Source organism: Pseudonocardia sp., assembly GCF_035305885.1.
GTDB lineage: Bacteria > Actinomycetota > Actinomycetes > Mycobacteriales > Pseudonocardiaceae > Pseudonocardia.
The window spans coordinates 70,332-97,194 of sequence record NZ_DATGOP010000006.1; the positions used below are offsets into that span (position 1 = coordinate 70,332).

Annotated in this window: 35 protein-coding genes and 1 tRNA gene; 20 read left to right on the forward strand and 16 right to left on the reverse strand. The window is 74.5% G+C overall.

The features are described from left to right. Positions 1–163 precede the first annotated feature (163 nt). Both VKZ81_RS00810 and VKZ81_RS00815 read left to right on the forward strand, forming a co-directional pair. Positions 164–670 carry a cupin domain-containing protein gene (locus VKZ81_RS00810; protein ID WP_324239400.1) on the forward strand — a complete coding sequence of 169 codons (507 nt, stop codon included), beginning with the start codon at positions 164–166 and terminating at the stop codon, positions 668–670. Positions 671–809: 139 nt separating this feature from the next. Further along, the gene (locus VKZ81_RS00815) at positions 810–1,883 is read left to right on the forward strand and encodes an IS481 family transposase (protein WP_324239401.1); all 1,074 of its coding nucleotides are present in this window, start codon (positions 810–812) and stop codon (positions 1,881–1,883) included. On the opposite strand, the gene VKZ81_RS00820 is transcribed toward VKZ81_RS00815, so the two are convergent. Next, positions 1,880–2,668: an AraC family transcriptional regulator gene (locus tag VKZ81_RS00820; RefSeq protein WP_324239402.1), complete on the reverse strand. Its 789-nt coding sequence runs from the start codon at positions 2,666–2,668 to the stop codon at positions 1,880–1,882. The genes VKZ81_RS00815 and VKZ81_RS00820 overlap by 4 nt on opposite strands. Before the next feature lie 376 nt (positions 2,669–3,044). Here VKZ81_RS00820 and VKZ81_RS00825 point away from each other — a divergent pair, with 376 nt between their 5' ends. Together VKZ81_RS00825 and VKZ81_RS00830 are read left to right on the forward strand one after the other, a co-directional pair. After that, positions 3,045–4,367 (forward strand): alpha-L-fucosidase, encoded by a 1,323-nt coding sequence (locus VKZ81_RS00825; RefSeq protein WP_324239403.1) that lies wholly within the window; start codon positions 3,045–3,047, stop codon positions 4,365–4,367. After that, the gene (locus VKZ81_RS00830) at positions 4,367–5,041 is read left to right on the forward strand and encodes a FadR/GntR family transcriptional regulator (RefSeq protein WP_324239404.1); all 675 of its coding nucleotides are present in this window, start codon (positions 4,367–4,369) and stop codon (positions 5,039–5,041) included. Before VKZ81_RS00825 ends, VKZ81_RS00830 begins: the two co-directional genes overlap by 1 nt. On the opposite strand, the gene VKZ81_RS00835 is transcribed toward VKZ81_RS00830, so the two are convergent. Further along, a complete protein-coding gene (locus tag VKZ81_RS00835) occupies positions 5,042–5,710 on the reverse strand; it encodes a TetR/AcrR family transcriptional regulator (protein WP_324239405.1) in 669 nt (222 codons plus the stop codon). It lies immediately after the preceding gene. Positions 5,711–5,767: 57 nt separating this feature from the next. Here VKZ81_RS00835 and VKZ81_RS00840 point away from each other — a divergent pair, with 57 nt between their 5' ends. After that, a complete protein-coding gene (locus VKZ81_RS00840; RefSeq protein ID WP_324239406.1) occupies positions 5,768–6,571 on the forward strand; it encodes an alpha/beta fold hydrolase in 804 nt (267 codons plus the stop codon). Here the strand turns inward: VKZ81_RS00840 and VKZ81_RS00845 are convergent. Beyond that, a complete protein-coding gene (locus VKZ81_RS00845; protein WP_324239407.1) occupies positions 6,562–7,599 on the reverse strand; it encodes a LacI family DNA-binding transcriptional regulator in 1,038 nt (345 codons plus the stop codon). The genes VKZ81_RS00840 and VKZ81_RS00845 overlap by 10 nt on opposite strands. 80 nt (positions 7,600–7,679) lie before the next feature. On the opposite strand from VKZ81_RS00845, the gene VKZ81_RS00850 reads away from it, so the two are divergent. From VKZ81_RS00850 to VKZ81_RS00915, 14 genes are all read left to right on the forward strand, one after another. Then, a complete protein-coding gene (locus VKZ81_RS00850; protein WP_324239408.1) occupies positions 7,680–8,489 on the forward strand; it encodes an MBL fold metallo-hydrolase in 810 nt (269 codons plus the stop codon). A gap of 138 nt (positions 8,490–8,627) precedes the next feature. Beyond that, complete coding sequence (locus VKZ81_RS00855; protein WP_324239409.1) at positions 8,628–8,981, forward strand: hypothetical protein; 354 nt, start codon at positions 8,628–8,630, stop codon at positions 8,979–8,981. 33 nt (positions 8,982–9,014) lie between these two features. Continuing rightward, positions 9,015–9,965 carry a ParA family protein gene (locus tag VKZ81_RS00860; protein ID WP_324239410.1) on the forward strand — a complete coding sequence of 317 codons (951 nt, stop codon included), beginning with the start codon at positions 9,015–9,017 and terminating at the stop codon, positions 9,963–9,965. Positions 9,966–10,063: 98 nt separating this feature from the next. Further along, positions 10,064–10,423: a PadR family transcriptional regulator gene (locus VKZ81_RS00865; RefSeq protein WP_324239411.1), complete on the forward strand. Its 360-nt coding sequence runs from the start codon at positions 10,064–10,066 to the stop codon at positions 10,421–10,423. Positions 10,424–10,704: 281 nt separating this feature from the next. Then, complete coding sequence (locus tag VKZ81_RS00870) at positions 10,705–11,262, forward strand: hypothetical protein (RefSeq protein ID WP_324239412.1); 558 nt, start codon at positions 10,705–10,707, stop codon at positions 11,260–11,262. Further along, on the forward strand, positions 11,255–12,448 hold the full coding sequence (locus VKZ81_RS00875) for an SRPBCC family protein (protein ID WP_324239413.1): 1,194 nt from the start codon (positions 11,255–11,257) through the stop codon (positions 12,446–12,448). Before VKZ81_RS00870 ends, VKZ81_RS00875 begins: the two co-directional genes overlap by 8 nt. A gap of 3 nt (positions 12,449–12,451) precedes the next feature. After that, positions 12,452–12,895: a gas vesicle protein GvpJ gene (gene gvpJ / locus VKZ81_RS00880; protein ID WP_324239414.1), complete on the forward strand. Its 444-nt coding sequence runs from the start codon at positions 12,452–12,454 to the stop codon at positions 12,893–12,895. After that, on the forward strand, positions 12,892–13,623 hold the full coding sequence (locus VKZ81_RS00885; RefSeq protein WP_324239415.1) for a GvpL/GvpF family gas vesicle protein: 732 nt from the start codon (positions 12,892–12,894) through the stop codon (positions 13,621–13,623). Before gvpJ ends, VKZ81_RS00885 begins: the two co-directional genes overlap by 4 nt. Position 13,624: 1 nt before the next feature. Further along, the gene (locus VKZ81_RS00890) at positions 13,625–13,885 is read left to right on the forward strand and encodes a gas vesicle protein GvpG (protein WP_324239416.1); all 261 of its coding nucleotides are present in this window, start codon (positions 13,625–13,627) and stop codon (positions 13,883–13,885) included. Next, positions 13,875–14,243 carry a gas vesicle protein GvpO gene (locus VKZ81_RS00895; protein WP_324239417.1) on the forward strand — a complete coding sequence of 123 codons (369 nt, stop codon included), beginning with the start codon at positions 13,875–13,877 and terminating at the stop codon, positions 14,241–14,243. Before VKZ81_RS00890 ends, VKZ81_RS00895 begins: the two co-directional genes overlap by 11 nt. Beyond that, positions 14,240–14,581, forward strand: a complete 342-nt coding sequence (locus tag VKZ81_RS00900; protein WP_324239418.1) for a gas vesicle protein — start codon at positions 14,240–14,242, stop codon at positions 14,579–14,581. Before VKZ81_RS00895 ends, VKZ81_RS00900 begins: the two co-directional genes overlap by 4 nt. Further along, positions 14,574–15,347: a GvpL/GvpF family gas vesicle protein gene (locus VKZ81_RS00905; RefSeq protein ID WP_324239419.1), complete on the forward strand. Its 774-nt coding sequence runs from the start codon at positions 14,574–14,576 to the stop codon at positions 15,345–15,347. Before VKZ81_RS00900 ends, VKZ81_RS00905 begins: the two co-directional genes overlap by 8 nt. Next, complete coding sequence (locus tag VKZ81_RS00910) at positions 15,344–15,514, forward strand: gas vesicle protein (protein ID WP_324239420.1); 171 nt, start codon at positions 15,344–15,346, stop codon at positions 15,512–15,514. The genes VKZ81_RS00905 and VKZ81_RS00910 overlap by 4 nt, the downstream gene beginning before the upstream one ends. Beyond that, entirely contained in the window at positions 15,511–15,804 is a 294-nt protein-coding gene (locus VKZ81_RS00915; protein ID WP_324239421.1) for a gas vesicle protein K, read from the forward strand. The genes VKZ81_RS00910 and VKZ81_RS00915 overlap by 4 nt, the downstream gene beginning before the upstream one ends. Here VKZ81_RS00915 and VKZ81_RS00920 read toward each other — a convergent pair. The 8 genes from VKZ81_RS00920 to VKZ81_RS00955 all read right to left on the reverse strand — a co-directional run bounded on the left by VKZ81_RS00920 (position 15,749) and on the right by VKZ81_RS00955 (position 22,930). After that, positions 15,749–16,597 (reverse strand): DeoR/GlpR family DNA-binding transcription regulator, encoded by an 849-nt coding sequence (locus VKZ81_RS00920; RefSeq protein WP_324239422.1) that lies wholly within the window; start codon positions 16,595–16,597, stop codon positions 15,749–15,751. The genes VKZ81_RS00915 and VKZ81_RS00920 overlap by 56 nt on opposite strands. Before the next feature lie 17 nt (positions 16,598–16,614). Next, the gene (pdxA, locus tag VKZ81_RS00925; protein WP_324239423.1) at positions 16,615–17,652 is read right to left on the reverse strand and encodes a 4-hydroxythreonine-4-phosphate dehydrogenase PdxA; all 1,038 of its coding nucleotides are present in this window, start codon (positions 17,650–17,652) and stop codon (positions 16,615–16,617) included. Further along, positions 17,649–18,809, reverse strand: a complete 1,161-nt coding sequence (locus VKZ81_RS00930) for a four-carbon acid sugar kinase family protein (protein ID WP_324239424.1) — start codon at positions 18,807–18,809, stop codon at positions 17,649–17,651. Before VKZ81_RS00930 ends, pdxA begins: the two co-directional genes overlap by 4 nt. Before the next feature lie 96 nt (positions 18,810–18,905). After that, on the reverse strand, positions 18,906–20,408 hold the full coding sequence (locus VKZ81_RS00935) for a carboxylesterase/lipase family protein (protein ID WP_324239425.1): 1,503 nt from the start codon (positions 20,406–20,408) through the stop codon (positions 18,906–18,908). 63 nt (positions 20,409–20,471) lie between these two features. Further along, positions 20,472–20,948 carry a cupin domain-containing protein gene (locus VKZ81_RS00940; protein WP_324239426.1) on the reverse strand — a complete coding sequence of 159 codons (477 nt, stop codon included), beginning with the start codon at positions 20,946–20,948 and terminating at the stop codon, positions 20,472–20,474. A 30-nt stretch (positions 20,949–20,978) separates the two neighbouring features. After that, positions 20,979–21,359 carry a DUF6924 domain-containing protein gene (locus tag VKZ81_RS00945; RefSeq protein WP_324239427.1) on the reverse strand — a complete coding sequence of 127 codons (381 nt, stop codon included), beginning with the start codon at positions 21,357–21,359 and terminating at the stop codon, positions 20,979–20,981. 337 nt (positions 21,360–21,696) lie between these two features. Next, complete coding sequence (locus VKZ81_RS00950) at positions 21,697–22,167, reverse strand: alpha/beta fold hydrolase (protein ID WP_324239428.1); 471 nt, start codon at positions 22,165–22,167, stop codon at positions 21,697–21,699. Positions 22,168–22,249: 82 nt separating this feature from the next. Continuing rightward, positions 22,250–22,930, reverse strand: a complete 681-nt coding sequence (locus VKZ81_RS00955; protein WP_324239429.1) for an ArsR/SmtB family transcription factor — start codon at positions 22,928–22,930, stop codon at positions 22,250–22,252. A gap of 66 nt (positions 22,931–22,996) precedes the next feature. On the opposite strand from VKZ81_RS00955, the gene VKZ81_RS00960 reads away from it, so the two are divergent. Beyond that, complete coding sequence (locus VKZ81_RS00960) at positions 22,997–23,644, forward strand: flavin reductase family protein (protein WP_324239430.1); 648 nt, start codon at positions 22,997–22,999, stop codon at positions 23,642–23,644. A gap of 154 nt (positions 23,645–23,798) precedes the next feature. On the opposite strand, the gene VKZ81_RS00965 is transcribed toward VKZ81_RS00960, so the two are convergent. The 5 genes from VKZ81_RS00965 to VKZ81_RS00985 form a co-directional block, all read right to left on the reverse strand. Continuing rightward, positions 23,799–24,770 (reverse strand): ring-cleaving dioxygenase, encoded by a 972-nt coding sequence (locus VKZ81_RS00965; RefSeq protein WP_324239431.1) that lies wholly within the window; start codon positions 24,768–24,770, stop codon positions 23,799–23,801. A gap of 78 nt (positions 24,771–24,848) precedes the next feature. Continuing rightward, positions 24,849–25,712 (reverse strand): type II CAAX endopeptidase family protein, encoded by an 864-nt coding sequence (locus tag VKZ81_RS00970; RefSeq protein ID WP_324239432.1) that lies wholly within the window; start codon positions 25,710–25,712, stop codon positions 24,849–24,851. 156 nt (positions 25,713–25,868) lie between these two features. Further along, the gene (locus VKZ81_RS00975; RefSeq protein ID WP_324239433.1) at positions 25,869–26,351 is read right to left on the reverse strand and encodes a tyrosine-protein phosphatase; all 483 of its coding nucleotides are present in this window, start codon (positions 26,349–26,351) and stop codon (positions 25,869–25,871) included. Then, the gene (locus VKZ81_RS00980; RefSeq protein ID WP_324239434.1) at positions 26,348–26,644 is read right to left on the reverse strand and encodes a tyrosine-protein phosphatase; all 297 of its coding nucleotides are present in this window, start codon (positions 26,642–26,644) and stop codon (positions 26,348–26,350) included. Before VKZ81_RS00980 ends, VKZ81_RS00975 begins: the two co-directional genes overlap by 4 nt. Before the next feature lie 80 nt (positions 26,645–26,724). After that, a tRNA-Asn gene (locus tag VKZ81_RS00985) sits at positions 26,725–26,797 on the reverse strand. Positions 26,798–26,863: the final 66 nt, after the last annotated feature.

Below are 26,863 nucleotides of genomic sequence, written 5' to 3' on the forward strand. Positions count from 1 at the left end.
GGCAGGACGCAGCGCCGCCTGCTGCTGGCGCCGCGCGCGCCGGGCGGGCAGGCCGCCGGCCGGAAGGGACAGGCATGTCGTCAGCGCGCACCGCGATTGCCGTTGCGTGCACGGATGGCCGCACGCACCCCCGGACGGCCCGCACCGGCGCCACGATCGGCCCATGAACGACCTCGACGACCGGTCCTACGTGCTGGACCAGCACATGCGCATCACCGTCCTGACCCGGGGCGCCGAAACCGCGGGCCGCCACGACGTCGTCCGCGGGATCGCCGCCCCCGGCATGGCGACGGCGCTGCACGCGCACTCCCGCTACGAGGAACGGCTGTTCGTGATCGGCGGGCAGCTGTCGATCTGGGCGGGCGAGGAGGAGGTCGTCCTCGGGCCGGGCGAGTACTACACGATCCCCTGCAACGTCCCGCACATGCTGCAGGCAGGCCCGGACGGCGCCGACACGCTGAACATCAGCTCCCCCGCCGCGTTCGCCGAGCTGATCGAGCGGACCGCCACCCCCGCCCGGCTCGCCGGCCCCGGCACCGAGCTGGACTTCGAGAGGTTCATGCGGGTCACGACCGAGCTCGGCGACACCGTCCTCGGCCCGCCCGGCACCCGGCCCGGGGACGTGGCGGCCCCCACCGACGCCATCCACGCGCGCCCCGCCGGGTTCTGACGCGCTAGGTGTCCCACCCATGGAGGTTGGTGACGTGATGGTCGGGGACACGCGAGATGGGATGATCTTGCTTTAGGGAGGACCTCCAGGCGAGGTGTGGAGCTGCTGAAGGCGACCACACCGACGTCTGGAGGTCCTCGTGCCGCACCGTAACGCCCCGCTGACCGTGGAGGGCAGACGACGCCTGTGTGAGCGGGTGGATCGAGGCCGACCCAAGGCCCATGTGGCGGCCGAGGCCGGGATCTCACGGCAGTGTTTGTGGAAGTGGCATCGGCGCTGGCTGGCCGAAGGCGAGGCCGGGCTCGCCGACCGCTCGAGCCGGCCCAGCCGCAGCCCTCGCAGGCTGTCGGCCACGGTCGAAAAGCGGATCGAACGACTGCGCCGCGACCGCAACCTGGGCCCGGACCGGATCGCCTACGAGCTGCGCCGCGAGGGCATCCAGGTCTCGGCGTCCGGGGTGCATCGAGTCCTGGTCCGGCTCGGGATCAACCGGTTGCGGGACCTGGACCCGCCCACCGGCGAACAACTCCGCCAACCACAGCGCCAACCACAGCATCCAACACGGTGCGCTGCTGATTCGGCCACCAGCGCGCCCGGCCCAAACCGGTGGCGACGCTACGAACGCGAGCGGCCCGGCGAGCTGATCCACATCGATGTGAAGAAGCTGGGCCACATCCGCCCGGGCGGTGGCTGGTGGGCCCATGGCCGCGACAGCGCGCAAGCGAGGGCGTCCCGGTCCGGACCGCGGGTGGGCTACGACTACGTCCACGTCGCGGTGGACGACCACTCGCGGCTGGCCTACGTCGAGGTCATCACCAGCGACCAGGGCGGGGAAAACGCCGCCGCCTGCGCCGGGTTCCTACGCCGGGCGGCCGCGTTCTACGCCGGCTACGGCATCCACATCGAGCAGGTCATGACCGACAACGCCTTCGCCTACGCCCGCAGCCGGCTATTCGCCGCGACCCTGGCCGATATCGGCGCAACCCACAAACCGATCAAACCCCGCTGCCCGTGGACCAACGGCAAGGCCGAACGGTTCAACCGCACCCTGGCCGTCGAGTGGGCCTACGCCACCGCCTACGACTCCAGCGCCGACCGCGTCGCCGCCCTCCCGGCCTGGCTCCACGGCTATAACCACCACAGGCCCCACACCGCGCTCGGCGGCCACCCACCCGCCCACCGCGTCAACAACCTCTGCAGCGGGGACAGCTAGGCGCTCGCCCGGGTCGCGCCCGCCCTGATCGCGCGCGGCGAGGCGCCCAGCTCCCGGCGGCAGGCCTTGTTGAACGCCTGCAGGTCGTGGATGCCGACGGAGGCGGCCACCGCCGGGATCGACATCGTCGTGGCGGTGAGCAGGTGCTGGGCCCGGGCCATCCGCCGCCGCCGGATCCAGCCGACCACCGGCAGCCCGGTCTCGGCGCGGAAGAGCCGCGTGAGGTGGTTGTGCGAGACGCCGGCCACGCGGGCGACGTCGGGGACGGAGAGCGGGCGCGCGAGGTTGGCCTCGATGTGGTCGATCGCCGTCGCGACGGCCGCGTGCCGGGTGCCGACCCCGGCGGGCTCGGGCAGCTGGGCGATCCGCCAGAGCGCGGCCCACACCTCGGCCGCCACGCGCGCCGACCCACCGGGGGAGGCGGAGATCGCCGCCCGCAGCAGGTCGGACAGCCCCGCCGAGGCCGCGCCCGCGTCCCGCACCACGGGCACCACCGACGGCTCCCCCGCCGGCTCCGGCCGGAAGTGGGCGAACAGGTGCTCGGAGCGGCCGGTGTAGTCGAAGCGGACCTCGACGCCCGCGGGCACGAAGCTCACCCAGCCCGGCGCGACGGCGTAGGTACGCCCGCCGATGGTGACCTCGGCGGAGTAGCCGTACAGGTGCAGCTGCCACAGGTCCGGTAGCCGGTACACGTCGTGCGGGCTGCGCACGCCGTGCACCCCGACACCGACGTTGGCCACGAACGGCGGACGCGCGAGGTGCAGCGCGACGCGCTCCACGTCCATGGTGAGAAATTACCACCAGTGGGGAGCCAGACCCACGCGCACACCCGGGGGTCACCCCTAACCTCGGTGCGCGAAGACCACTCGACGCCGAGGAGGACCGTGCACCGCGAGCACCTGCTGACATCCGTGCAGGTGGCCCGGTTCCAGCCCTCGCAGCTGCCGCCACCCCAGACGGACCACGAGCGGGTTCCTCTCCGAAGGCTCGGCTGACATCAGATCTTTTCTCGGCATCCCCCTTGACTCACCCGTGATCAAGCCGCAAAGGTGACAAGACATCGGATGTCTCACTCGACGCCGAGGAGCACCCAGGACGGCCACCTCGTCCGCGGCCTCGCACTGTCCGGCCTCGGTGGCCGGTGACATCTCGGGAGGACCGTTGACCGTCGACTGGAGCCGCTTCCAACGCCCGCTCCCCACCTGGTTCGCCGACGCCAAGTTCGGGATCTTCGTCCACTGGGGCGCCTACTCGGTGCCCGCGTGGGCGGAGCCGACCGGCGAGCTGGGCACCGTCGACGAGCACACGTGGTTCCGGCACAACGCCTACGCCGAGTGGTACTGGAACACCATCCGGATCGACGACAGCCCGGCGCGCAAGCACCACCTGGAGACCTACGGCGACGCCCCCTACGACGACTTCCTCGACGCGTGGCGCGCCGAGGAGTTCGACCCGGGCGCCTGGTGCGACCTGTTCGCCCGGGCCGGGGCGCGCTACGTCGTGCCGACCACGAAGCACCACGACGGCATCGCGCTGTGGGACGCGCCGGGCACCGCGACCCGCAACACCGTGCACCGGGGGCCGCGGCGCGACCTGGTCGGCGAGCTGGCGCGAGCCGCGCGGGAGGCCGGGCTGCGGTTCGGCGTGTACTACTCCGGCGGGCTCGACTGGAGCGTCACCCCGCACCTGCCGGCGATCGACACGTTCGCCGGCGTGCGCGCGCTGCGCCCCAACGACGCGGCCTACGCCGCGTACGCCTACCTGCACGTCCGCGACCTGATCGACCGGTACCGCCCGGACGTGCTGTGGAACGACATCGAGTGGCCCGAGGCCGGCAAGCACGACGGCGCGCTCGGGCTCGCCGAGCTGTTCCGGTACTTCTACGAGACGGTGCCGGACGGCGTCGTGAACGATCGCTGGGGCGACACCCACTGGGACTTCCGCACCAGCGAGTACCAGCACGCGCTCGCCGCCGAGACCGCGCCGGCGTGGGAGAACAACCGCGGCATCGGGCTGTCCTTCGGCTACAACCAGGTGGAGGACTCCCGGCACCTGATGGACGGGCCGCGCCTGGTGCGCCACCTCGTGGACGTGGTCTCCCGGGGCGGGAACCTGCTGCTCAACGTCGGCCCGACGGCGAGCGGCGCGATCCCGGACGGGCAGCGGCGCCCCCTGGAGGAGCTGGCGGCCTGGATGGCGGCGCACAGCGGTGTCGTGCACGGCTCCCGCCCGCTCGACGGCGCCGTCGCGACCGCCTCCGACGAGCCGTGGGTGCGCTGGACCCGCACCTCGGACCGCGCGTGGGCGGTCGTCGACGCCCACGGGCGGGTCGTGCTGCCGGCCCGGGCCGACCGGCTGGAGCTCGGCTCGGCCGCCCTCGCCGACGGCGCTCCGGTCGCGGCGCACGTCGATCCGGCCGGCGTCGCGGTGGAGCTGCCCGGACCGTCGGGGATGCCGGTCGCGGTCGGGTTCGACGTGCGCTGATGGCGGTCACCGACGACGCGATCGGCAAGATCAAGGAGATGATCCGCTCCGGGCAGCTGGGGCCCGGCGACCGGTTGCCGCCGGAGAAGGAGCTGTCCGAGGCGCTCGGGCTGTCGCGCAGCTCGCTGCGCGAGGCCGTGAAGGCGCTGGAGATCATCCGGGTGCTCGACGTCCGCCGCGGCGACGGCACCTACGTCACCAGCCTGACCCCGGACACGCTGCTCGACGCCATGTCGTTCGTGGTGGACATCCACCAGGACGCGTCGCTGCTGGAGCTGTTCGAGGTGCGCCGCATCCTGGAGCCCGCCGCGGCCGCGAAGGCCGCCGCGCGGGTCGAGGCGGCCGACGTCGAGGAGCTGCGGGGGCTGCTCGCCGCGCTGGGCGACTCCCCCACGACGGACGAGCTGGTGGCGCACGACCAGGTGTTCCACCGCCGCATCGCCTCGCTGGCCGGCAACGCCTACCTCACGAGCCTGCTCGACACGCTCTCCAGCAGCACCCTGCGCGCGCGGATCTGGCGCGGCCTGTCCGAGGAGGGCGCGACGGAGCGCAGCCTCACCGAGCACCGGATGATCGTCGACGCGCTGGAGCGCCGCGACGCCGCGCTCGTGGCCGCCCACGCGACGGTGCACATCGACGGGGTGGCCCGCTGGCTGCGGCGGGCGATCGGCTGACTACCCCCGCCGCGCCTCCAGGCCGTCGAGCAGGCAGCCCAGCGAGAACGCGAAGCGCTCGTCGGACCGGGCGGCGGCGTCGCCCGCCGTGCCCTCCCGCACGGCTGCCGCGACGGCCGGGTGCCGCTCGGTGGCCGCGGCCAGGTATTGCGCGAGCCGGTCGGCGTCCTGCGCCGCCGCGCGGGCGTGCCGGAGCCCGGTCTCGGCGAGCACCGCCCCGACCACCTGGTCGTGCAGCGCGGCGACGACGGCGGGCGGGTCGGGGAAGCCGGCGCGGGCGGCGACGTCGAGGGCCGCGTCGGCCAGCGCGAGCGCGTTCGGGCCGATGTTGGGCAGCCGTCCCATGAGCGGCAGCGCCCACGGGTGGCGCAGGAGGACCTCGCGCAGCCGCGCCGCGTGCGCGGCGAGCGCGTCGCGCCACCCGCCCTCCACCGGCGGCCCGAGCGCCTCCCCCAGCACGTCGTCGAGCGCCAGCTCGAGCAGCTCGTCCTTCGTGGTGACGTACCAGTAGAGGGCGCCCGCCGTGACGCCGAGGTCCGCCGCGACGCGGCGCATCGACACGCGCTCGAGACCGTCGGCGTCCAGCAGCGCGACCGCGGAACGCACGAGGGCCTCGCGGCTGAGGCCGGGGCTCGGCGCCGCGGGCGGGTCGAGCCAGACCGAGGGCATGATCACACCCTAGCGTTGAACGCTGTACAGGACCGCTGAACGGTGTTTAATGGCCTCGTGAACACCGTTGCCGCGACCGTCCTGGGCGAGGCGACCGACCGGCCGCCCGCCGTCTTCGTGCACGGGGTGCTCAGCTGGGGCGACGACGATGCCTACGGGTTCGGCGCCCAACGCCCGCTCGCCGCGCACCGCAGGCTGGTGCTGATGGACCGCAGGGGCTACGGCGCGAGCCCCGACCTGCCGCCGGGCCCGTACCGCAGCGACTACGCCGTCGACGCCGAGGACGTGGTGACCCTGCTCGGGGACGGCGCCCACCTGGTCGGGCACTCCTACGGCGCCGTCGCCGCCATGCTCGCCGCCGCGGCGCGCCCCGACCTCGTCCGCTCGCTCTGCCTCATCCAGCCCGGCTCGCTGCGCGCCGCCGAGTCGCACCCGGTGGTCGCCGAGGTCCTCGCCCGCAACCGCGCCGCGTCGGCAGCGTTGCCCGTCGACCTGACACCCGAGCAGTACCTGCGGCTGTCGACGGAGTCGGTCGGGATGCCCGCGCCGGAGCCGACGCCCGCCCGCCTGCGGGCGGCGCGCACCACCATGCACGAGCGGCCGTGCTGGGACGCCGAGGTCCCGCTCGACCCGCTGGCCGAGGCCGGCTTCCCGGTGCTCGTCGTGCGCGGTGACTGGGCGGGCGCCCCGGAGGAGTACCGGCGCCTGGCCGGCGTCCCACTGATGATCACCGCCGAGGTGGTCGCCGACCGGCTCGGCGGGCGCCTGCTGACCGTGCCCGGCTTCTACCCGCAGGTCCAGCAGCCCGAGGCCGTCAACGCGGCGCTCGGGCAGCTGTGGGAGCGGGGTGATCAGCGGTAGCGGTCCGGGGACGACGGGACGCCGAACGCGCTCGACGCCCGGACGCGTAGCCGAGGTGACAGCAGGACCGGGTCGGGCCGCCCGCCGTCGAGGATCTCGACGAGCAGCTCCACCGCCCGGCGCCCCATCTCGTCGTTCGGGGCGGCGACCGTGCTCAGCGGGACCGGCAGCTCCGCCGAGATGGACACGTCGTTGTAGCCGACGAGCGCCACGTCGCGCCCCACGCGCAGCCCGGCGTCGCGCAGCGCGCCCATCGCCCCGATCGCGGTGAAGTCGTTGACCGCGAACACCGCGGTCGGCGGCGGCCCGGCCTCCAGCACGCGCTGCATCGCCCACCGCCCGCCCGCGACGTCGAACGGCCCGTGCACGACCCGCTCGGCCGGCACCGTCCGACCCGCGGCCGACCAGCGCTCGAGGAAGCCCGCCGCCCGGTCCCGGCCGGTGCTCGCGTACGGCTCGCCCGCGAGCACGGCCACCCGCTCGTGGCCCCGCTCGAGCAGGTGCTCGGCGACGAGGCGACCGCCGGTGACGTCGTCGCCGATCACCGCCGGGTGGCCGTCGACCCGCCTGCTGACCAGCACGAACGGGACCCCGCGGCGGTCGAGGTCGGCGAGCAGGTCGCCGCGGTCGGAGCCGTCGCCGATGATCAGGCCGTCGACCCGGTGGTCGAGCATCACCGCGGCGCGCGCCCGCTGCTCGTCCGGGTCGTCGAAGGTGTTCGCGACCACCGTCCGGTAGCCGGCGTCGCGGGCGGCCGCCTCCACGCCCTCGTAGATCGTGGCGAGCACGGGGTCGGTGAGCCGCGGCACGAGCATCCCGAGCAGGCGGCTGCGCCGGGTCCGCAGGCCGGTGGCCAGCTGGTCGCGCGAGTACCCGAGCCGCGCCGCCGACGCCCGCACCCTCGCCGCCGTGGCGGCCGACGGGGCCCGGGCACCCCCGGTCACCCCGTGCAGCGCGCGCGAGGCGGTGGTCACCGAGACGCCCGCGTCCCGGGCGATGTCTCTCAAGGTGACCCGCGCTGCCGGCACCGTCACCCCTTGACGCATCGGACGGACTGCTGTTCGGTGTGGGTGTACAAACGATAGTACAAGATCGGGAGTGGGGCAGGGTGTACATCTGCAGCACGTGCGGGGTGGAGCACGCCGAGAAGGTCGACGTCTGCGCCATCTGCGCCGACGAACGGCAGTGGGTGCCCGCGGACGGGCAGCGGTGGACCACCCTCGAGGAGCTCGCCGCCGCCGGGCACGAGGTCGTGGTGCGGGAGCTGGAACCGGACCTCTTCGGCATCACCGTCGAGCCGAAGGTCGGGATCGGCCAGCAGGCGCACCTGGTGCGCACTCCCGACGGCAACGTCATCTGGGACATGGTCGGCTACATCGACGACGCCGCCGTCCGCCGCATCCGGGAGCTGGGCGAGGTGGCCGCGATCGTGGCCAGCCACCCGCACATGTACGGCGTGCAGGTGGAGTGGAGCCGGGCGCTGGGCGGGGCGCCGGTGCTGGTGGCCGAGGCGGACGAGGAGTGGGTGGCGCGGCCGGACCCCGTGATCCGCACCTGGTCGGGCAGCCTCGACGTCGTGCCCGGGGTCCGGCTGCTGCAGCTCGGCGGGCACTTCCCGGGCAGCGCGGTCGCGCTCTGGTCGGCGGGCGCAGGCGGCAAGGGCGTGCTGCTGGGCGGCGACACGATCCAGGCCAACCCGGACCGGGTCACGATGACGTTCATGCGCAGCTACCCGAACCGCATCCCGCTCTCCGCGGCCGTGGTGGAACGCATCACGAAGGCCGTCGAGGCGCTCGAGTTCGACCGGCTGTACGACAACTTCGGCAAGACGGTCGACTCCGACGCCCGGGCGGCCCTGCGCCGGTCGGCGGACCGCTACATCGGGTGGGTGCGCGGCGACTTCGACCACCTCACCTGAGATCGGGTTCGTTCTGCGCGAGCCGGGGTATTCCGGCGGAGCTGTCAGCTCCACGTGATCGCAAAGCGACGCGAGCCGAGATCTTGTTTCCGGCCGAGCGCTGCGCGATTTCCGGCCGCGCAAGGGGGTCAACCCGCCGTGAGCGAACCGATCAATGCCGTCGACATCAGCGGGTACATCCTCCTGGGCACGAAACGGCTCAACATCCACATCACCCTCGAGGACCTCGAAACCGGCGACGACGAATACGCCGACGAATACGCCGACGACGAGACCGAGGACGAGGACGACGCCGAGAGCGAGGACGACGAGGTCCCCGAGGACGACTCCGACGAGGACGAGGAGTACGACGAGGAGGACGAGGAACCCGACGAGGAGGACGACGAGGAGGACGACGAGCGAGCCGCCTCGCAGGACGACCTGCGCCACCTGCTGCGCCCGCGCCGCCGGGGCCGGGCGCCCGAGGGGCGGCCGCGGCGCGCACCGCGCTGAGCCGGCGGATCACCGAGCGGTGCGGAGGTGCCGATGGCCGAGCGCCTGACGGATCGGGAGCGGGACTTCGCCCTGGCGCGGGTCATCGCGATCGTCAACGACAAGGGCGGGGTCGGCAAGACGTCGATCGCCGCGAACCTGGGCGGCCAGTTCGCGGGCGCGGGCTACCGGTGCCTGCTCGTCGACCTGAACCGGCAGGCGAACCTCGCCGACGACCTCGGCTACCGCGACTCGGCCGCCGACGACGACGGGGCGGGGCTGCTCGGCAGCATCATCGCCGGCACGCCGCTCTCGCCCGCGGTCGGCGTGCGCCCCGAGCTGGACGTGGTCTGCGGCGGGTCCCGGCTCGAGGACCTGACGCCGGTGATGGTCTCCCGGCTGCAGCACCGCGGCCGGCGCGCCTTCCGGGTGCTGGGCGACGTGCTCGCCCCGATCGCGACCGACTACGAGGTCGTGTTCATCGACTGCCCACCGGAGTCGACGATCCTGTCCGACCTGGCGCTGGCCGCGGCCCGCTGGGTGCTCATGCCGACGAAGTCCGACGTCGGCGGCCTCGTGGGCATGAGCCTCGTCGCCGAGCGGTTCGCCCTCGCCCAGGAGATCAACCCGCGGCTGGGCCTGCTCGGGGTGGTCCTCTTCGCGACCGGCACCCGCTCGCGCGCCGTGCACGCCGAGGCGATGACGGCCATCGACGGGGCGTTCGGGGGCAGCTCGCCGCGGTTCCGGACGACCATCAGGCACGCCGAACGCACGGCCCAGGACGCGCGCCGGCTCGGCAAGCTCGCCCACGAGCTCGAGCTCGAGGCCGCGGCCCAGCCGGCGTGGTGGGAGGCGCTGCGGACGGGGGTGCGCACGCCGCGGGTCTCCCCCACCGCCGCCAGCGTCGCCGGTGACTACCGCGCGCTGGGTGTGGAGGTGCTCACCGCGCTGCAGGCGGCCGAGGAGGCCGCAGGCAACGGCGACGGCACCGCGGCCGGGGCATGACCCCGCGCGACCCGGCGGCAGGCCTGTCGTCCGTCTTCGGCGCCCCAGCCGCCGCGTTGAAGCGCCGCCGCAGGCGCCCGGTGCGGGAGGAGCCCCCGGTGGAAACACGACCCGCGCCACGCCCGACACGCACGGGCACCGTGGAGGTCCGCGACCGCCGCCACGTCGACCTGCTCCTCCTCGCGGCCGCGGCGCACGGACCCGCGACCGGCTACCAGCTGATCGACCGCATCCGCGACCGCAGCGGTGGGCTCGTCGAGCTGCCCGTGCGCGTCGTCGTCCCCGAGCTGCGCCGGCTGACCCGCAACCGGCTCGTGGAGGCCACCGACGACCGGGTCCGCCGCTACGCCCTGACCCCGCTCGGGCGCCGGATCCTCGCGGCGCGGCAGGAGGACTGGGCGAGGTTCTGCCTCGCGCTGGGCCGCGTGCTGGACGCGTCCGACCGGGAGCGCGGATAGCGCGGAGAGCCTTTCACGATCATGTGGCTCGGCCGGTGAGCGCTGCGCCGCCTGCTCCGAACGGCTCAATTTCCGCCGATCCCGCCGCCGCGGGAGTGCGAGATCAGCTCCGCGGGTAGTCGCTGGCTGCGGCCGGCGGGGGCGCGCATTGCAGAGAACGACGTGGTTCGCGATGCCGGAACGGTCGAGAGCCCGAGAACCGACAGGGAGATCCGGTGAAGTGTGGAGCACGAGTGGCCCTCGGCGTTGCCGGAGGCTATTTCCTCGGACGAACCAAGAAGATGAAGCTCGCATTGATGCTGGGCGGGATGGCCGCGGGCCGACGGCTCGGCGGGCCGGGTGAGCTGCTCAGCCAGGGGAGCAAGCTGCTCTCGTCGTCGCCGGAACTGACCCGACTCGTCGACGAGGTGCGCGGGCGCCTCGTGGAAGCGGGCAAGGGCGCCGCCGTCGCGGTGGCCACCCGCCAGGTCGAGGCGCTCACCGACCGGGTCGGCAAGCGCGTCGAGTCGCTCGCAGGCGCCGTGCCGCGCCGCGGCTCCGCCGACGACACGGCCGACACCGCCGACGACACGGCCGACGAGGAGCCGGAGGACGAGCGGTACACCGAGGACGCCGAACAGGAGGAGTCGGCGCCGGAGCCGGACGAGGAACCCGCCGAGGAGGAGGCACCGCCGCCGCGGCGCCGTTCCCGCACGCAGGCCAAGGCCACCACCTCAGCCCGGGCCGGCAAGAAGCCGTCGGCGTCCGCGACCGCCAAGCGCGGTGCCTCGACGGCGGGCCGGGCCGCGGGCCGCAAGCCCGCCCGGCCGCGCAGCCAGGGGAGCGACGGCCGTGGCTGACCCGAAGAACCGCGTCACCGACGCCCTGCCGACCGACGCGCTCAAGGACGCCGGGCAGCGCCTGCTGGGGCTCCTGGTCCAGAACGCGGCCGAGTCCGCGACGTCCCGCATCCAGGGCCTCACCGACCGCCTCACGGGCGTCGCCGAGAACCCCGAGCAAGGACTGGGCGCGGTCTTCGGACGCCAGCGCAACGGAGACGGCGACGGAGACGGAGACGGCGACGGAGACGGAGACGGCTCCTCCCCCGGCGGGGTGCTGAGCCGCGGGTTCTCCGCGCTCAAGGAGAAGGTCGGCGACGCGGTCGGCGGAGGCGGTGGCTCGGGCGGCAAGAAGAAGCTCAAGGTCACCGTCATCAGCGAGGACCAGGACATCGGTCTGCCCCTGCGCACCACCTACGACCTGTGGACCCAGTTCGCCGACTTCCCGACGTTCATGAAGAAGGTCGAGAGCGTCGAGCAGGAATCGGACGAGAAGACCAACTGGAAGGCCCAGGTCTTCTGGTCGCACCGCACCTGGGAGGCGACGATCGTCGAGCAGGTGCCCGACTCCCACATCGTCTGGCGGTCCAAGGGCGAGAAGGGCCACGTCGACGGCGCGGTGACCTTCACCGAGCTCGGCCCCAACCTGACCCGCGTGCTGCTGGTCCTCGAGTACCACCCGCAAGGGCTCTTCGAGCGGACCGGGAACCTCTGGCGCGCCCAGGGCAGGCGGGCCCGGCTGGAGTTCAAGCACTTCCGCCGCCACGCGATGTCGAACGTCCTGCTGCACCAGGAAGAGGTGGAGGGCTGGCGCGGCGAGATCCGCGACAGCGAGGTCGTCAAGACCCACGAGGAGGCCCTCGAGGAGGAGCAGCGCTCCCGGTCCGCAGAACCCGGCGAGGAGGAGCGGGCCGAGGAGGAGCCCTACGAGGAGCCGCCCTACGACGAGCACGACTCCGCCGACGAAGGCGACGAGTACGCCGACGAGGAGGAGCCTGCCGACGACGAGTACCGGGCTGACGAGCACCGGGCCGACGCGGACCGGGCCGACGAAGAGGAAGAGGAGCCGGCCGACGAGGACGAGTACGCCGACGAGGACTACGGCGACGAGGACGAGTACGCCGACGAGGGCGACTTCGCCGACGAGGAACCGGACACGGCCGACCGAGAGCCGGTGTCCGCCTCACGATCACGACGGGAGCGGTGAGGCATGACGGTGGCGACACAACGCCAGGGCGGCGGGTACGTCGAGCGGGGCGGCGGTGGCTCCAGCAGCCTCGCCGACGTCGTCGAGCTGATCCTCGACAAGGGCCTCGTCATCGACGTGTTCGTCCGCGTGTCCCTGGTCGGGATCGAGATCCTCACCATCGACGCCCGGATCGTCGTGGCGAGCGTGGACACGTTCCTGCGCTTCGCCGAGGCGACCAACCGGCTCGACCTCTACGGCAAGGGCAAGGGCGGCAAGGACCTGACCGAGCTCGTGGAGGGCGTCACCGAGGGCGGTGCGCGCGGCAAGACCACCGGGATGCTCGACGCGGCCGTCGACAAGGTCGGCGACATGCTCGGCGGCGGCCGCGAGGAGCGGGAGCCCGAGCGGGAGGAGGCGCCCCGCAGGCGGCCCGCCCGTCAGCGTGCGCGGGAGCGCGAGGAATGAGCGCGACGTACGTCTACGGCCTCGTCGGCGCCGACGCGCGGCTCCCCGAGGACCTCAAGGGCCTCGGCCCGTCGGGCCGGGTCTCCACGATCGCCCACGGCGAGGTCGCCGCGATCGTCGGCGACGTACCCGTCGACCGCCCGATCGGCACCCGCGACGACCTGCTGGCCCACGAGGCGGTGGTCGACGCGGTGGCGGCGACCACCGCGGTCCTCCCGATGCGGTTCCCCGCCGTCGTCGAGTCCGACGGCGTGGTCGAGGAGCTCATCGCTCCACACCACGACCACTTCGTCGACGTGCTCGACGCGCTCGACGGCAAGGTGCAGTTCACGCTCAAGGGCCGCTACGAGCAGGACGTCGTGCTGGCCGAGCTGGTGGAGGAGGACCCGGAGATCCGGGCCCTCCAGGAGAAGGTGCGCGAGCTGCCCGAGGACGCCTCCTACTACGACCGCGTCCGGCTGGGCGAGCTCGTGGTCACGGCGCTGGAGGAGCGGCGCGACGACGAGGGCGAGCGGCTCGTGCAGCGGCTGGAGCCGTTCGCGGCCGAGGTCGTGGCCCACCGGCCCGGCCAGCCGGACGACGTGGTCAACGCGGCGTTCCTCGTCGAACGGGCCCGCATCGGCGAGTTCGAGGACGCCGTGGAGGACACGGGCCGCGACCTCGCCGGCCGGGTGCGGCTGCGGCTGCTCGGCCCGCTCGCGCCCTACGACTTCGTCCCGGAGGGATGAGTTGGGTCTGCTGACCGGTCTGCTCGGCCTGCCGCTCGCGCCCGTGCGGGGCGTCGTGTGGCTGGCCGAGCAGATCCGCGACCAGGCCGAGGAGCAGTACTACGACCCCGCGCGCATCCGGGCCGAGCTCGACCGGGTCGACGAGGGGCGCCGCAGCGGCGAGCTCACCGAGGAGGAGGCCGCCGAGCTCGAGAACGAGCTGCTGCAGCGCCTGATGGCCGGGCGGCGCTCGCCCGGGGTGGGAGGCGATCGTGGCGGATGAGCAACGGACGACCCCGCGCCGCACGCGGCGCGCCCGGGACGACGACCCCGCGCGGGAGACCGGGGCCCAGCACACCGGGCCCCGGCGCAACGGGCAGGCGGACGCCGCCGAGGCCGCGCGCAAGGCCGCGCAGCACGTCGCGGACTTCACCGGCAAGCAGCCCGAGTGCGTGATCTCGATCGAGCGCCACGACGGCGACTGGCAGGTCGGCGTGGAGGTGGTCGAGACCCACCGCATCCCCGACACCACGGACGTCCTCGCGATCTACGAGGTGCGCCTCGACGCGGACGGCAACCTGCTGTCCTACCGCCGCAAGCGCCGCTACGCGCGCGGACAACTCGACAGGGAGTGCCGATGACCTCCGGTGGACTCTCCACCAACCGCGCCCGCCCGCCGGAACACCGGCAGGAGTCGACGAACCTCGCCGACATCCTCGAACGCGTCCTCGACAAGGGGATCGTGATCGCGGGCGACATCCGGGTGAACCTGCTCGACATCGAGCTGCTGACGATCAAGATCCGGCTGCTGGTCGCGTCGGTCGACAAGGCCCGTGAGATCGGCATCGACTGGTGGGAGCACGACCCGACCCTGAGCATCGGGCAGCGGGACCTGGCCGAGGAGAACAAGGCGCTGCGGCAGCGGATCGCCGCGCTCGAGTCCGGCCGCAACGGGAACGAGGGCGGGGCCGATGGCTGACGCGCTCGTCTACCTCTACGCGGTCACCGACGCCGACGCGGCGGAGCCCGCCGCCCCCGGGGGCGTCGACGACGCCCCGGTGCGCCGCGTCGTCGCGGGCGCCCTCGCGGCCGTCGTCAGCTCCGTCGACGCCGTCCGGTTCGGGGAGGAGGCGCTCCAGCGCAGCCTCGAGGACCTGCAGTGGTTGGAGCGGGCGGCCCGCGCCCACCACGAGGTGGTCGCCGCGGCCGCGGAGTCCGGCCCCGTCGCCCCGGTGCGCCTCGCGACCGTCTACCACGACGATCAGAGCGTTCGCGCGCTGCTGCACGAGCGCGCCGCCGACTTCCGCGCCGCGCTGGACCGCGTCCGCGGGCGCGTCGAGTGGGGGGTGAAGGCGTTCGCGGCGCCCACCGCCGACGACACCGCAGACGCCGGCGCCGCACCCGGGTCCGGCGACGGGTCGGCCCGGCCGGGCACGTCCTACCTGCTGCGGCGGCGCGCCGAGCGGGACCGCGCCGGCACCCGCCTCGAGGCCGCCACCGCGGCCGCGGAGGCGCTGCACCGCGAGCTCACCGACCTCGCCGTCGCGAACCGCCGCTACGAGCCGCAGGACCCGCGGCTGTCCGGGCACCGGGAGCCGATGGTGCTCAACGCGGCGTACCTCGTCGACGAGGTGGGCGGCGACGCGCTGCGGGAGCTCGTCGCGACCCGCGCCGACGGACCCCTCCAGCTGGAGCTGACCGGCCCGTGGGCGCCGTACTCGTTCGCCGCGCTGGAGGACTCGTGACGCTCGCCGCGGACCGCGAGGTCGCGCTGGTCGACCTGCTGGACCGGCTGCTCGCCGGCGGGGTCGTGATCAGCGGGGACATCACGATCTCCCTCGCCGACGTCGACCTGGTGCACGTCTCGCTGCGTGCCCTGATCAGCTCGGTGTCGACGCTGGTGGAACCGTGACCCGCGTCCCGGAGCGGCTCGAACTCGACCCGGACGCGGTCGGGCGGGACCTCGGCCGGCTCGTCCTCACGATCGTCGAGCTCGTCCGCCAGCTGATGGAGCGCCAGGCGATCCGGCGCGTCGAGGCGGGCGACCTGCCGGACGAGACCGTCGAGCGGCTCGGACTCGGGCTCATGCGCCTCGACGAGGCGATGACCGAGCTGCGGGAGCACTTCGGGCTGCGCGCCGAGGACCTCAACATCGACCTCGGGCCGCTGGGGAGCCTGCTGCCCCGGCAGCCCGACGGGTGACGCCCGGCCCCGTTCCGGCCACGACGACGTCGATCCCCGCGGCGCGGAACCGGTCGACCACCCGCGGGTCGGCGCCGTCGTCGGTGATCAGCCGCCAGCCGGGGTCGAGTCGGGCCCAGGCGTGGAACGGCCGCCGCCCGAGCTTCGCGCCGTGGGCGAGCACGACGACCTGCGCGGCGCGCCGCGCCATCAGCTCCTTGAGCCGGGTCTGGGCGAGGTCGGCCTCGCAGAGGCCCTCGACCGTGACGCCGTCGGCGCCGAGGAACGCCCGGTCGAACGTCAGCCGCTCCAGCGCCGCCTCCGCGAGCGGCCCGACGAAGCCCTGGCTGAGCGGCCGCAGGGTGCCGCCGAGGCAGTGCACGGTGATCCCCTGGGCGTCGATCTCAGCGGGGTCGGAGAGCTCCTGCAGCGCGGTCAGCCCGACGGTGATCACCGTGAGCCCCGGCACCGACCGCAGCTCGCGCGCGAGCGCGCCGACCGTCGAGCCGGCGTCCAGCAGCACCGTCTCCCCCGGCCCGACCTCGGCCACGGCAGCCCGGGCGATCGCCCGCTTCGCCGCGAACGCCTCCCCGGTGCGCTCCCGCAACGGCGGCTCGGGGTGCGCGGTGACCGGCATCGCGCCGCCGTAGGTGCGCGCGAGGCGACCCTCGGCGGTGAGCGCGGCGAGGTCGCGGCGGATCGTCGAGGCGGTGACCCCGAACGCCCGCGCCAGCTCCTCGACGCTGGCCGGCCCGGACGCGGTGGCGAGCCGGACGATCTCGTCGCGCCGCCGCTGCGACCCGCGCGACCGCATCGCCCCCAGGCCCGCCCTCAGGCCGCGGGGCGCGACGCCAGCTCGGCGGCCTGGCGCAGCGCCTCGACCATGCTGCGGGGGTCCGCGACGCCCTTGCCCGCGATGTCGAACGCGGTGCCGTGGTCGACCGACGTGCGGATCACCGGGAGCCCGACCGTGATGTTCACGCCCGCCTCGATGCCCAGCACCTTCACCGGCGCGTGCCCCTGGTCGTGGTACATGGCGACGATCAGGTCGTAGTCGCCGCGGCCGGCGAGGAAGAACGCCGTGTCGGCCGGGAGCGGGCCGCGGGCGTCGATACCGTCGGCCTGCAGCACCCGCAGCGCCGGGACGATCTTCTCCTCCTCCTCGCCGTAGCCGAACAGGCCGTTCTCGCCCGCGTGCGGGTTGATGCCGCACACCCCGATCTTCGGGTTGGCGATCCCGGAGCGCACCAGCGCCTCGTGCCCGCGCCGCACCGTGCGCTCGACGAGCCCCGGCTCGATCTTCGCGACCGCGTCGATCAGCCCGATGTGCGTGGTGACGTGCACGACCTTCACCTTGGGCGTCGAGAGCATCATCGACACCTCCTCGGTGCCGGTGAGGTGCGCGAGCAGCTCGGTGTGGCCGGGGAAGCGGTGGCCCGCGGCGTGCAGCGCCTCCTTGTTGAGCGGCGCCGTGCAGATCGCCTGCACCGCGCCCTGCACCGCGAGCTCGGCCGCCACCCGGATGTACTGGTAGGCCGCCTCCCCCGCGACGGGCGACACCGCGCCCCACGGCAGGTCGTCCGGCAGCAGCCCCAGGTCGATGACGTTGATGCGGTTGCCGCCGAACTCGGCCTGTGCGGGCCCGTCGACCGCGACGATCTCGACGTCCTGGCCGAGGATGCCCGCGGCCGCGCGGAGCCGGCCTGCGTCGCCGATCACGACGGGGCGGCAGCGGGCGAGGGTGTCGGGGTGCACGACGGCGGGGACGATCACCTCGGGCCCCACGCCGGCGCCGTCGCCCATGGTGACGGCGACGATCGGCAGGGTGCCGGTGGGTGTCGTGGCTGCGGGTGCTGGGCCGGCGGTCATGGTGCGCCTTCCTGGTGTGGCGTGCGGGACTGCAGCTTCGCGACGATGTCGCGCAGGGAGTCGACCCCGCCGAAGCTGCCGGGGCGGGTGACGACGTGGCGGCCGTCCGCGGTGCGGCTCTCGACGGCGCCGTGCCCGATCTGGGCGAGCGGTTCGAGCTGGTCGATCCCCAGCTCGTCGAGCACCCGGCGAGCGGTCTCGCCCCCGGTGAGGACGAGGTCGGCGGCCGCCGGGCCGGGGTCGAGGTCGACGACGGCGCGAGCGAGCTCGGTGACGACCGCCCGCGGGTCCGCCCGCTCGACCGGGGCGGGGCGCAGGACGGTGACGCCGGGCTCGAGGGATACCCCGGCGACGGGGAGCCGCAGCTCGCGCGCCCCGTCGGCGAGCAGCCGCTCCACCTGGCGGGCCGCGATCGGCGCCGCCGACCCGACCACGACGAGCACCGAGGGCGACGGGACGCGGTCAGGTGGTGCGCCGTCGGCGGGGGCGCCGGCGAGCCGCCTGCCGATGGCGGCGGCGAACCCGCCCGAGCCGGCGAGCACCACGTCGGGGCGGTCCAGCGCGGCGGCGGCGATCGCGTCCAGGTCGGCGTCGGTGACCGCGTCGCAGATCACGACGGGGGCCCGGTCGACGGCGGCCGCCAGCGCCGCCGCGGCGTCACGGCGGACGGCGTCGAGGCCGAGCGCGGTGGTGCGCAGCCCGTCGAGGCCCGCCGCGACGCTCGTCGGGGCGGGCACCGGCTCGATCGCCCACGCGTCGGTCTCGTGCAGCGGGACGCCGGACAGGTGCACGACCCCGCCGCGCACGACGCGGTCGGCCACCGGCAGCGCGGGGGCGAGCACCACGGGGCGGTCGGCGGCGAGCACCCCGATCTCGGCCGCGAGGTTGCCGCGCAACAGCGAATCGATCTTCTTCACGATCCGGGCCGACGGGGGCGCGGCGGCGACGGCGTTGCGCACGGCGCGGGCGGCGTCCTCCGCGGGCGCAAGCCGGCTGTCGAGGTCCACCACGGTGAGCCCGCCCGTCGCGGGCACCGGGCGTCCGCGCCCGGCGAGCACGACCCGCGCGGGCACGCCGGGCCGGGCCAGCACGGCGGCGGTCTCCGCGGCGCCGGACAGGTCGTCGGCGACGACGAACAGCTCGGCTGGCCCCGACACCGGCCCTCCCTTCGGCGGTCCGGGTCCATCATGCGCCTCGTGCGCGATCCGCGCGAGTGGATCGCGCTGTTGCGCAGATCGCGCAGACAGCCCGGGTCAGCGCAGGTCGACCACCTCGGGCGGCCGGTCGGCCCACAGCTTCCAGGAGGCCTCCTCCGGGTAGGGCCGCACGCCGCCCCGCTCGCCCACGTCGAACACGCGCGTGAGCTGCCGGGCGTCGTAAGGTGTCCAGCCCGGGTCGCCGTCGCGGGCGAACCCGGTCCACGCGGCCTGCATCTGCGCGGAGACCTCGCGCGCGTCGTCCGGCGGCGGGGAACCCACGAGCTGCAGCGGCAGGCCCTCGTCGGACACGCCGAAGACGAGCGGCACGTCGAGGGCGTGGCAGGCGCCGAACACGCCGCCGAGGGCAGGGGTGGGCCAGGTCAGCTCGTAGAGGTGGCTGCGGCCGCCGCCCGCGGTGTGCGCCTCGGCGAGGTGCACGCTCGGCATGCGGAACATCCGGTCCGAGCAGGCGAGGACGAACAGCTCCTCGGCGCTCGCGCCTGGGAAGGCGGCCCGCATCCGTTCCTCGGGGTCCGGTTCTGGCCCGAACACGCGCATCGCGCCGGCCGCCATCTCGTCGGTGACGGACTGCCCGCCCATGACGAGGAAGAGCCGCCACTCGTCGCGTGTGTGCCCGACGACCAACGGCACGTCCCGCGCGGCGCCCGCGGCCAGCCCGGTCCACGGGTCGGTCGGCAGCACCTCGCCGTCCACGACCGGCGAGAACGGGGTGGGGGTGTGGGCGACGAGGCCCCAGCGCTCGATCGCGGGCATCCGCCGGTCCAGCTCGCCCAGCGCGTCGACCAGCCGCTGCGGGTCCACGTCGGCGAGGGCGGCCGCCGACGGCGCGAGGCCCAGCGGCGCGACGATCTCCGCGCTGACGTCGCGGGCGAGCGCCGGCGTGAAGCAGGTGGCGGGCACGCTCTGCGCGATCACCCGGTCGAACAGGCCCTCGGCCGCGGGCATGACCATCAGCGCGGCGACGGCGCCCGCGCCGGCCGACTCGCCGAACACGGTCACGTTGGCGGGGTCGCCGCCGAACGCGGCGATCTCCTCGCGGACCCAGCGGAGCACCGCGACGACGTCCAGCAGGCCCCGGTTGGCCGGCGCACCGTCCAGCTGCGCGTAGCCCTCGACGCCGACGCGGTGGTTCGCGGTCACCACGACCGCGCCGTGGCCCGCCAGCACGGACCCGCGGTAGCCGGGCTCGGCGGAGGAGCCCATGCGGTAGGCCCCGCCGTAGACCCACACGAGCACCGGCAGGCCGGCCGCACCGGGGTCGGGCGTCCACACGTTGAGGGTGAGCCAGTCGCCGGGGTCGTGGCGGACCGGCTCCGGCGCGGGCGGCTGCGGGCCGAGCGGGGCCTGCGGGGGCGGTGGGCCGAACGCGTCCGCCTCGCGCACGCCGTCCCACGGCGCCGCGGGCTGCGGCGCCTGGAAGCGCAGCGCACCGAGCGGCGGCGCCGCGAACGGGATGCCGAGGAACGCCGTGACCCCGCCCTCGGTGCGTCCCCGCACCGCGCCGCGAGCCGTCCGCACGACCGTCTGTTCACCCATGGTCGACACGCTGGCGGCCCGCGGCGGCCCGCGTCAACGGTCGGTGCGCGGGGCGGAAGGGATTCAGGCGCCCTCGATCGATCCCGCGGGCAGGAACTCGACGTCGTGCTCCGCCGACACGCGCACGACCTCGTCGGGGTCGGTGAGGTTGTGCAGCTTGTCGAACAGCTGCGCGAGCTTCCCGGCCGGGCTCACCCAGAACAGGCCGCGGGTGGGCGCCTCGCTGCGGTTGTAGTAGGCGTGCGGGAGGTTGCGCGGCATCAGCACGGTGTCGCCGGGGCCCGCGGTCGTCCACTCGCCGTCCAGGTAGAGGGTGAACACACCCTCCAGCACGTAGATGTGCTCGTCCTGCAGGGGGTGGACGTGGGGCGGCACCCCGGTGCCCGGCGGGTCGTAGGTCTCGAAGGCGAAGCTCGACTCGCTCGCCGCCTTCATCCAGTAGGTGTGGCCGAGGACGTTCCACACCCTCTTGCGCATCCCCTCCTTCGCGAGGGTGATGCCCTTGGGCAGCGGGCCGAGCACGATCTCGTCGCCGGTCATCGTCCGATCATCCACGCGGGGCCGGGCCCGTCAACCGGGCGAGCCGCGGTACACCCCGTCGTCGTCGGCGGCATCGGCGAACTCGTGCCGGTCCGTGTTCGCCTCCGACAGGTTGTTCTCCACCGACCACAGCCCGGCGGCGAGCACGCGGAACGGCTCGCGCCGCCGGTCGTCGCGGATCGGGCTGGGCAGCGGCACGACGAGGATCGGGTGGCCCGGCGAGGCCAGCGCGACGGTGTCGGCGACGAAGAAGAGGGCGGGGCCGGCGTACGGGCGCGGGAACCGCTCGCGCCCGCCGGCGGGGTCGAGCCCGCGGCACGCGGGGTCGTCGACGACCTCCGCGGCCGGCAGGAACCCCTCGGGCGTCGGCGTGCCGAATCTCCTCCAGGAGGGCGCGCCACGAGGGCTCATCGGAGAAGTCGGTGCGCACGAGCAGCGCCGCCCCGCGGGGTGGAGCGCGGGTGTGTCGATCGTGTGCACCGTCCTGGGTCGCCGTCCGCCCCCGTGATCCGGGATCGGCCACCCGGCGGGATCACCGCACCCGGGCGAACACCTCCGCGAACCGAGCGGGCATCGACGCCATCGGCTGGTGCGACGAGGGATCCGCTCGACGTGGTCGGCGGCCGCGGCCACGGCCTCCTGGGCGTCGACCGGGATGCGGTTGTCGCGGTCGCAGACGACGTAGGTCGTCGGGTGCGTGCGATCCGACGCCGAGCTCGGGGTGGCGAAGCCCGACAGGGCCTGCGGGTCAGGCGGCGCAGCTCCACCGCGGCCGGCTCGAGGTCGACGTCGGCGCAGAAGGTCCAGCGCGCGAGCTCGAGGTCGCCGGTGACGGTGGCCGTGCCGTCGGCGTGCAGACCATCCAGTCCGGCAGCCCCGCGTCGCCGAGCAGGTCGAGCAGCGACTGCCCACGGCGCGGCCAGAACGCGGTCACGTACCCGGTGTGGGCCACGGCGGGGTGGTCGGCCGGCTCCGTGATGACCATCCCGCCGTACGAGTGGCCGACCAGCACGACCGGCTCCCCCACCGGCCTCGACGTACCGCCGCACGTGCGCGGCGTCGGCGCGGAGATCACCGAGCCGGGCGGGGTCGCCGCCCCGGCGCTGGGCTTCTCCTCGACCACGTGGGCCCGGTGGCCGTCCTTCTCGAGGTGCCGGGCGAGCTCGTGCCAGTACCAGCCGCCGACGAACGCGCCGGGGACGAGGACGAGATCAGCCATCGGCGGAGCGTGGCAGCGGTCACTTCGAGCGGCCAGGGGTCGGACGGCCCGCGGGCACCGGCGCCGGTCGCCCCTGGTCGGGTCACAGCAGCTGCGGGTCCAGGCCGAGCTCGCGGACCGCGCCGTGCACCTTGAGCGCCCGGCCGCCGGGGATGGGGGTGACCCAGCCGTGGCGGAGCGCGTGCCGGCACAGCGCGGCCCCGAGGGCCCCGGCCAGGTGCGGCCGCCGCTCGGTGACGTCCAGGCAGGGCCGCACGACCGGGCGCCCTCGCCTGGCCTCGACCGCGATCCCCTTCTCGTCCAGCCACGCGCGGCCGTGCGGGGTGAGCGTCCCGCCGTCCGACCAGTCGACGACGCCGCGTTCGGTCATCGCGTCGGCGAGGGCGACGCCGAGCCTCCCGGCGAGGTGGTCGTAGCAGGTGCGGGCCCGCGCGAAGGCCTTGCGACGGTTGACGGCGGACAGGCCGGTCGCCACCTCGGTCCGCCGGGGCGCGAGCGCGGCCAGCCGCTCGATCACCTCGGCCGTCTCCTGCCCCGCGAGCCGCACGTACCGGTGCCTGCCCTGCCGCACCTCGGCCAGCAGCCCGCCGTCCACCAGGAGGTTGAGGTGCTCGCTGATCGTCGGGCGGGACACCTTCGCCGCACGGGCGAGCTCCGTGGCGGTCCACACCCTGCCGTCGAGCAGCGCCAGGCAGACGGTGGCGCGGGTCGGGTCGGCGAGCATCCGCGCCCAGCCGGCCAGCGCCTCCCCTTCGGCACCCACCCGGCCATCATGCCCCGCCGACCGTTCGGCACCGGCCGAAACGATCGCGACCTAGCGTCCGGCGCCGTGAGCCACGTGACGATCGAACCCTCGATCCTGTACGTCGGTACGCCGGTCGCGCTGCTCAGCACCCTCAACGAGGACGGGACCCCGAACCTGGCGCCGATGTCGTCGGCGTGGGCGCTGTCCGACGTCGTGGTCCTCGGGATCGCGATGTCCGGCCAGACCGCCGCCAACCTGCGCGCCCGCCGCGAGGTGGTGATCAACTACCCGGGCCCGGAGCAGTGGGAGGCGGTCGAGCGGTTGGCCCCGCTGACCGGGCGGGATCCGGTACCCGCGGAGAAACGTGACCGGTTCCGCTTCGAACGGGACAAGTTCGCCGCCGCCGGGTTGACGCCGGTCGCTTCGGAACGGGTCGGGCCGCCGCGGGTCGCGGAGTGCCCGCTGCAGTTCGAGGCGGTCGTCGTCCGCAACGAGGTGGGGGCGGGAGGCTTCTTCGCGGTCGTGCACACGCGGGTGCTGCGGGTGCACGCCGACCGCCGCATCGTCGTACCGGGGACCTCGCACGTCGACCCGGCACGGTGGTCGCCGCTGATCTACAACTTCCGCCACTACTTCGGTCTCGGCGCCGAGCTCGGCGAGTCGTTCCGCACCGAGACGCCGCGGGCGGCGAGGCGGGCGCGGGCGGGCGCGGGCGCGTCCGGCCGGACGTGACCGGCGTCGCCGGCGGGCCCGCTCCTGCGGGGTCCTCCCGGCGGCGCGGCCGCGGCGGGGGCCTCGCCGCTCCCCGCAGGTCAACGGGTCGGGCATCGGTGGCTTCCGCGGAACACCGCGATGCCCACCAGCCACGGCTCCGGGAACCGGTCGGTCAGCCGCCCCGGCCGGCGGCCTCCTCGACGACCTCCGGAACCCGCAGCGGCGGCAACGACGCGGCGATCTGCTCCCGATCCGGCTCCAGCCACGGCGGCAGCTTCAGGGACCGCCCCAGCTCGAGCAGGGGCTCGTCGACGGTGAAGCCGGGCCGGTCGGTGGCGATCTCCAGCAGCGCGCCGCCCGGCTCGCGGAAGTAGATCGACGTGAAGTACTTCCGGTCCAGCACCTCGGTGACGTGCACGCCGGCCTCCACCAGCTGCCGGCGCCACCGCATCTGGGTCTCGCCGTCCGGGGCCCGCAGCGCGACGTGGTGGACGGTGCCCCCGGCCACCAGGCCGGGGCGGCCGTTCGTCGCGGCGACGTCCACCGCGGCGCCCTCGCCGCCGCCCATCACGAACCGCGTGCGGCCGTCCTCCTCGGCGTCGACCCGCATGTTCAAAAGCTCGGCCAGCATCCGCTGGGTCGGCTCGAGGTCGTCCGCCGCGATCGTGACCGCGTGCAACCCGCGCACGGCGTGCTCCGCGGGCACGTGCGCGGCCCCGTCCCAGCCGGAGCGGGTGTCGCCGGGGCTCGCGACGAGCTCGATCAGCAGCCCGTCCGGGTCGCGGAGGGCCAGCACCTCCTCGTCCGAGCGGTCCACCGGACGACCGGTGGGCACCCCCATCTCGGCGAGGCGCCGCTGCCACCAGCCCAGCGAGTCGGGAGGCACGCTGAACGCCGTCGCGGTCACCGTCCCGGGGCCGGGGCGGCCGGCGGGCACCCCGCGCCACGGGAAGAAGGTCAGCAGCGTCGACGGCCGGCCCTCCGCGTCCCCGTAGTAGAGGTGGTAGGTGTCGGGCGCGTCGAAGTTGACCGTCTGCTTGACCAGCCGGAGCCCCAGCACCTCGGTGTAGAAGTCGACGTTGCGCTGCGGGTCCGACGCGATCGCGGTGACGTGGTGCAGGCCGTGCGGTGCGATGTCGCTCATCAGAACTCCCGTTGCCGTGCCACGACCAGGATGCGCCCGATCGTCGCCGCCGGCACGCCGGGCGGGGGCGCGTCCCCGTCAGGCGGCCGTCGGCACCGCCATCGGGACGCCCGGCGCGCGGTAGCAGCGCCAGGCCCCGCGGCCGAGCAGCGCGGCGGCGACCACCAGCGTGAGGGCCACGAGGATCCCGGCCTCCTGACCGACCCACAGCGCGGCGTCCGGCCCGCCGGTCGCCGGGGTGAACCCGGTCTGGATCACGCTGTTGTACGCGGCGTGCAGCGCGATCGGCGGCCAGATGCTGCCGGTTTCCAGGCGGAACCGGGCGATGACGATCCCCGCCGCCGTCGCCGAGACCATGAACAGGCCGACGGCGAGCACCCGCGGGCTGTCGCCGTAGATGACGCCGGTGACGATCAGCGGCTGGTGCCACAGGCCCCAGATCAGGCCGCTCACGAGCACCGGGCGCGGGACGCCCGCGTCGATGAGCCTGGTGAGAAGGTAGCCGCGCCAGCCGATCTCCTCCCCCGCCACCGTCAGCACGGCCGCGGCGCTGCCGAGGGTCGCCGCGACGAGCAGGCCGGTGAGGAATTCGCCGGGCGACGCGGTGAACTCGGCGAGCCCGGTCAGCCACGCCGTGCCGTAGGCGACGAACCCCACCGCGAGCGGGAAGAGCAGCCCGGCGCCGACGAAGGCGAGCGATCGACGGCCGCCGAACCGGAACGAGACGTCGCCGAACCCCTCGCGCAGGACCAAGCGGCAGATCACCGAGGCCGCGGCGACCGACCACATCAGCCCGATGATCCAGCGCACGTCGCCGGTGCCGATCAGGGCGGCGACGAAGAGCAGGTCCAACCCGGCCACGAGCGGAAGGAACAGCAGCAGGCCGCGGCGGGCGACCACCCGGTCGGCACCGGCGGCATCGGCGGGGTTCAGGGCGCCCATCGCAGCTCCCCTCGGGCGTGGGGCGGCAGTATGGGGTCGGCGGAGCGGCCGCGTCCACGCCTCGGCCCGGCGAGCGGCCGGCCGGGCTCTGCGAAGCGGGTCCGATCGGTGCAGGCCGCTACGCCGGAACCGACGATCGCCCCGGCCGCCCGTGGCTCAGGCGGTCAGCCGGCTGCGGACCGCCTGGATCTCGGCTGCCGAGACCCCGGCGGCCAGGAGGTAGTCCTCGGCGTCGAACCCGTCGAGGGTGGCGCGTACCGCGTCACGCGCCGTCGTGCCGTGTTCGGCGAGAAGCGCTGCCAGCGCCGGAGCCTGGTCCTGCTGCCCCATCGCGGCGAAGAGCGGCCGAAGCGCATCCGTGGACAGCTCGTAGTCGTCGGCGATCGCGTCCGGCTCGACCCCTGCGAGCGAGAGCAGCAGGAGGGTGATGAGCCCGGTCCGATCGCGGCCGGCGCCGCAGTGGTAGATGACGCCCCCGGACGCCGAAGCGAGCGCGGAGATCACCGCGGCGCAGCGGTCCGCCTTGCGTTGCAGGAACGGGCGCATGTACAACGGCGTGCCGTCGACCCGCGTGCGCGCGATCTCCGCCCAGAACGCGGTGTCGGCGACGTCGTCGAGCGGGACGTGCAGCCTGGTCATCGCGGGTGGCGCGACGGGCCCCCGGCAGGGGCGCAGAACCGCTGCGAACCCGGCCCGCGCTCCGGTGTCCCCGTGGCCTCGCCGGGAGCGATCTCGTCGTCGTTGCGCAGGTCGACGACCGTGCGCATGCCGGCGGCGTGGGCCTGGCGCCAGCCCCGAGCGGTGACGAAACGCAGGTCGGCCGACCTCACGAACGCACCGAACCGCGTCGCCCGGCCACCGGATGTCGGCAACCCGCCGAGGTCCCTGGCGTTGAAGAAGCCTTCCCAGGTGATCGTTCTGCGGTGCGCCACCCGGCAAGTCTCGCGCGGGCGCGGGACGAGGTCGGAAGCTCGGTCCCCGAGTGGGTTCAGGCCGCTGACTCGCGGCGGAGCTCCTCCGGTTGGACTCGAACCAACAACCCTGCGATTAACAGTCGCATGCTCTGCCAATTGAGCTACGGAGGACCGTATGGGCGCGGGGGCGTGACCCCCGCTGACAGGAAGAACCTTAGCGCACGGCACCCGCGCGCT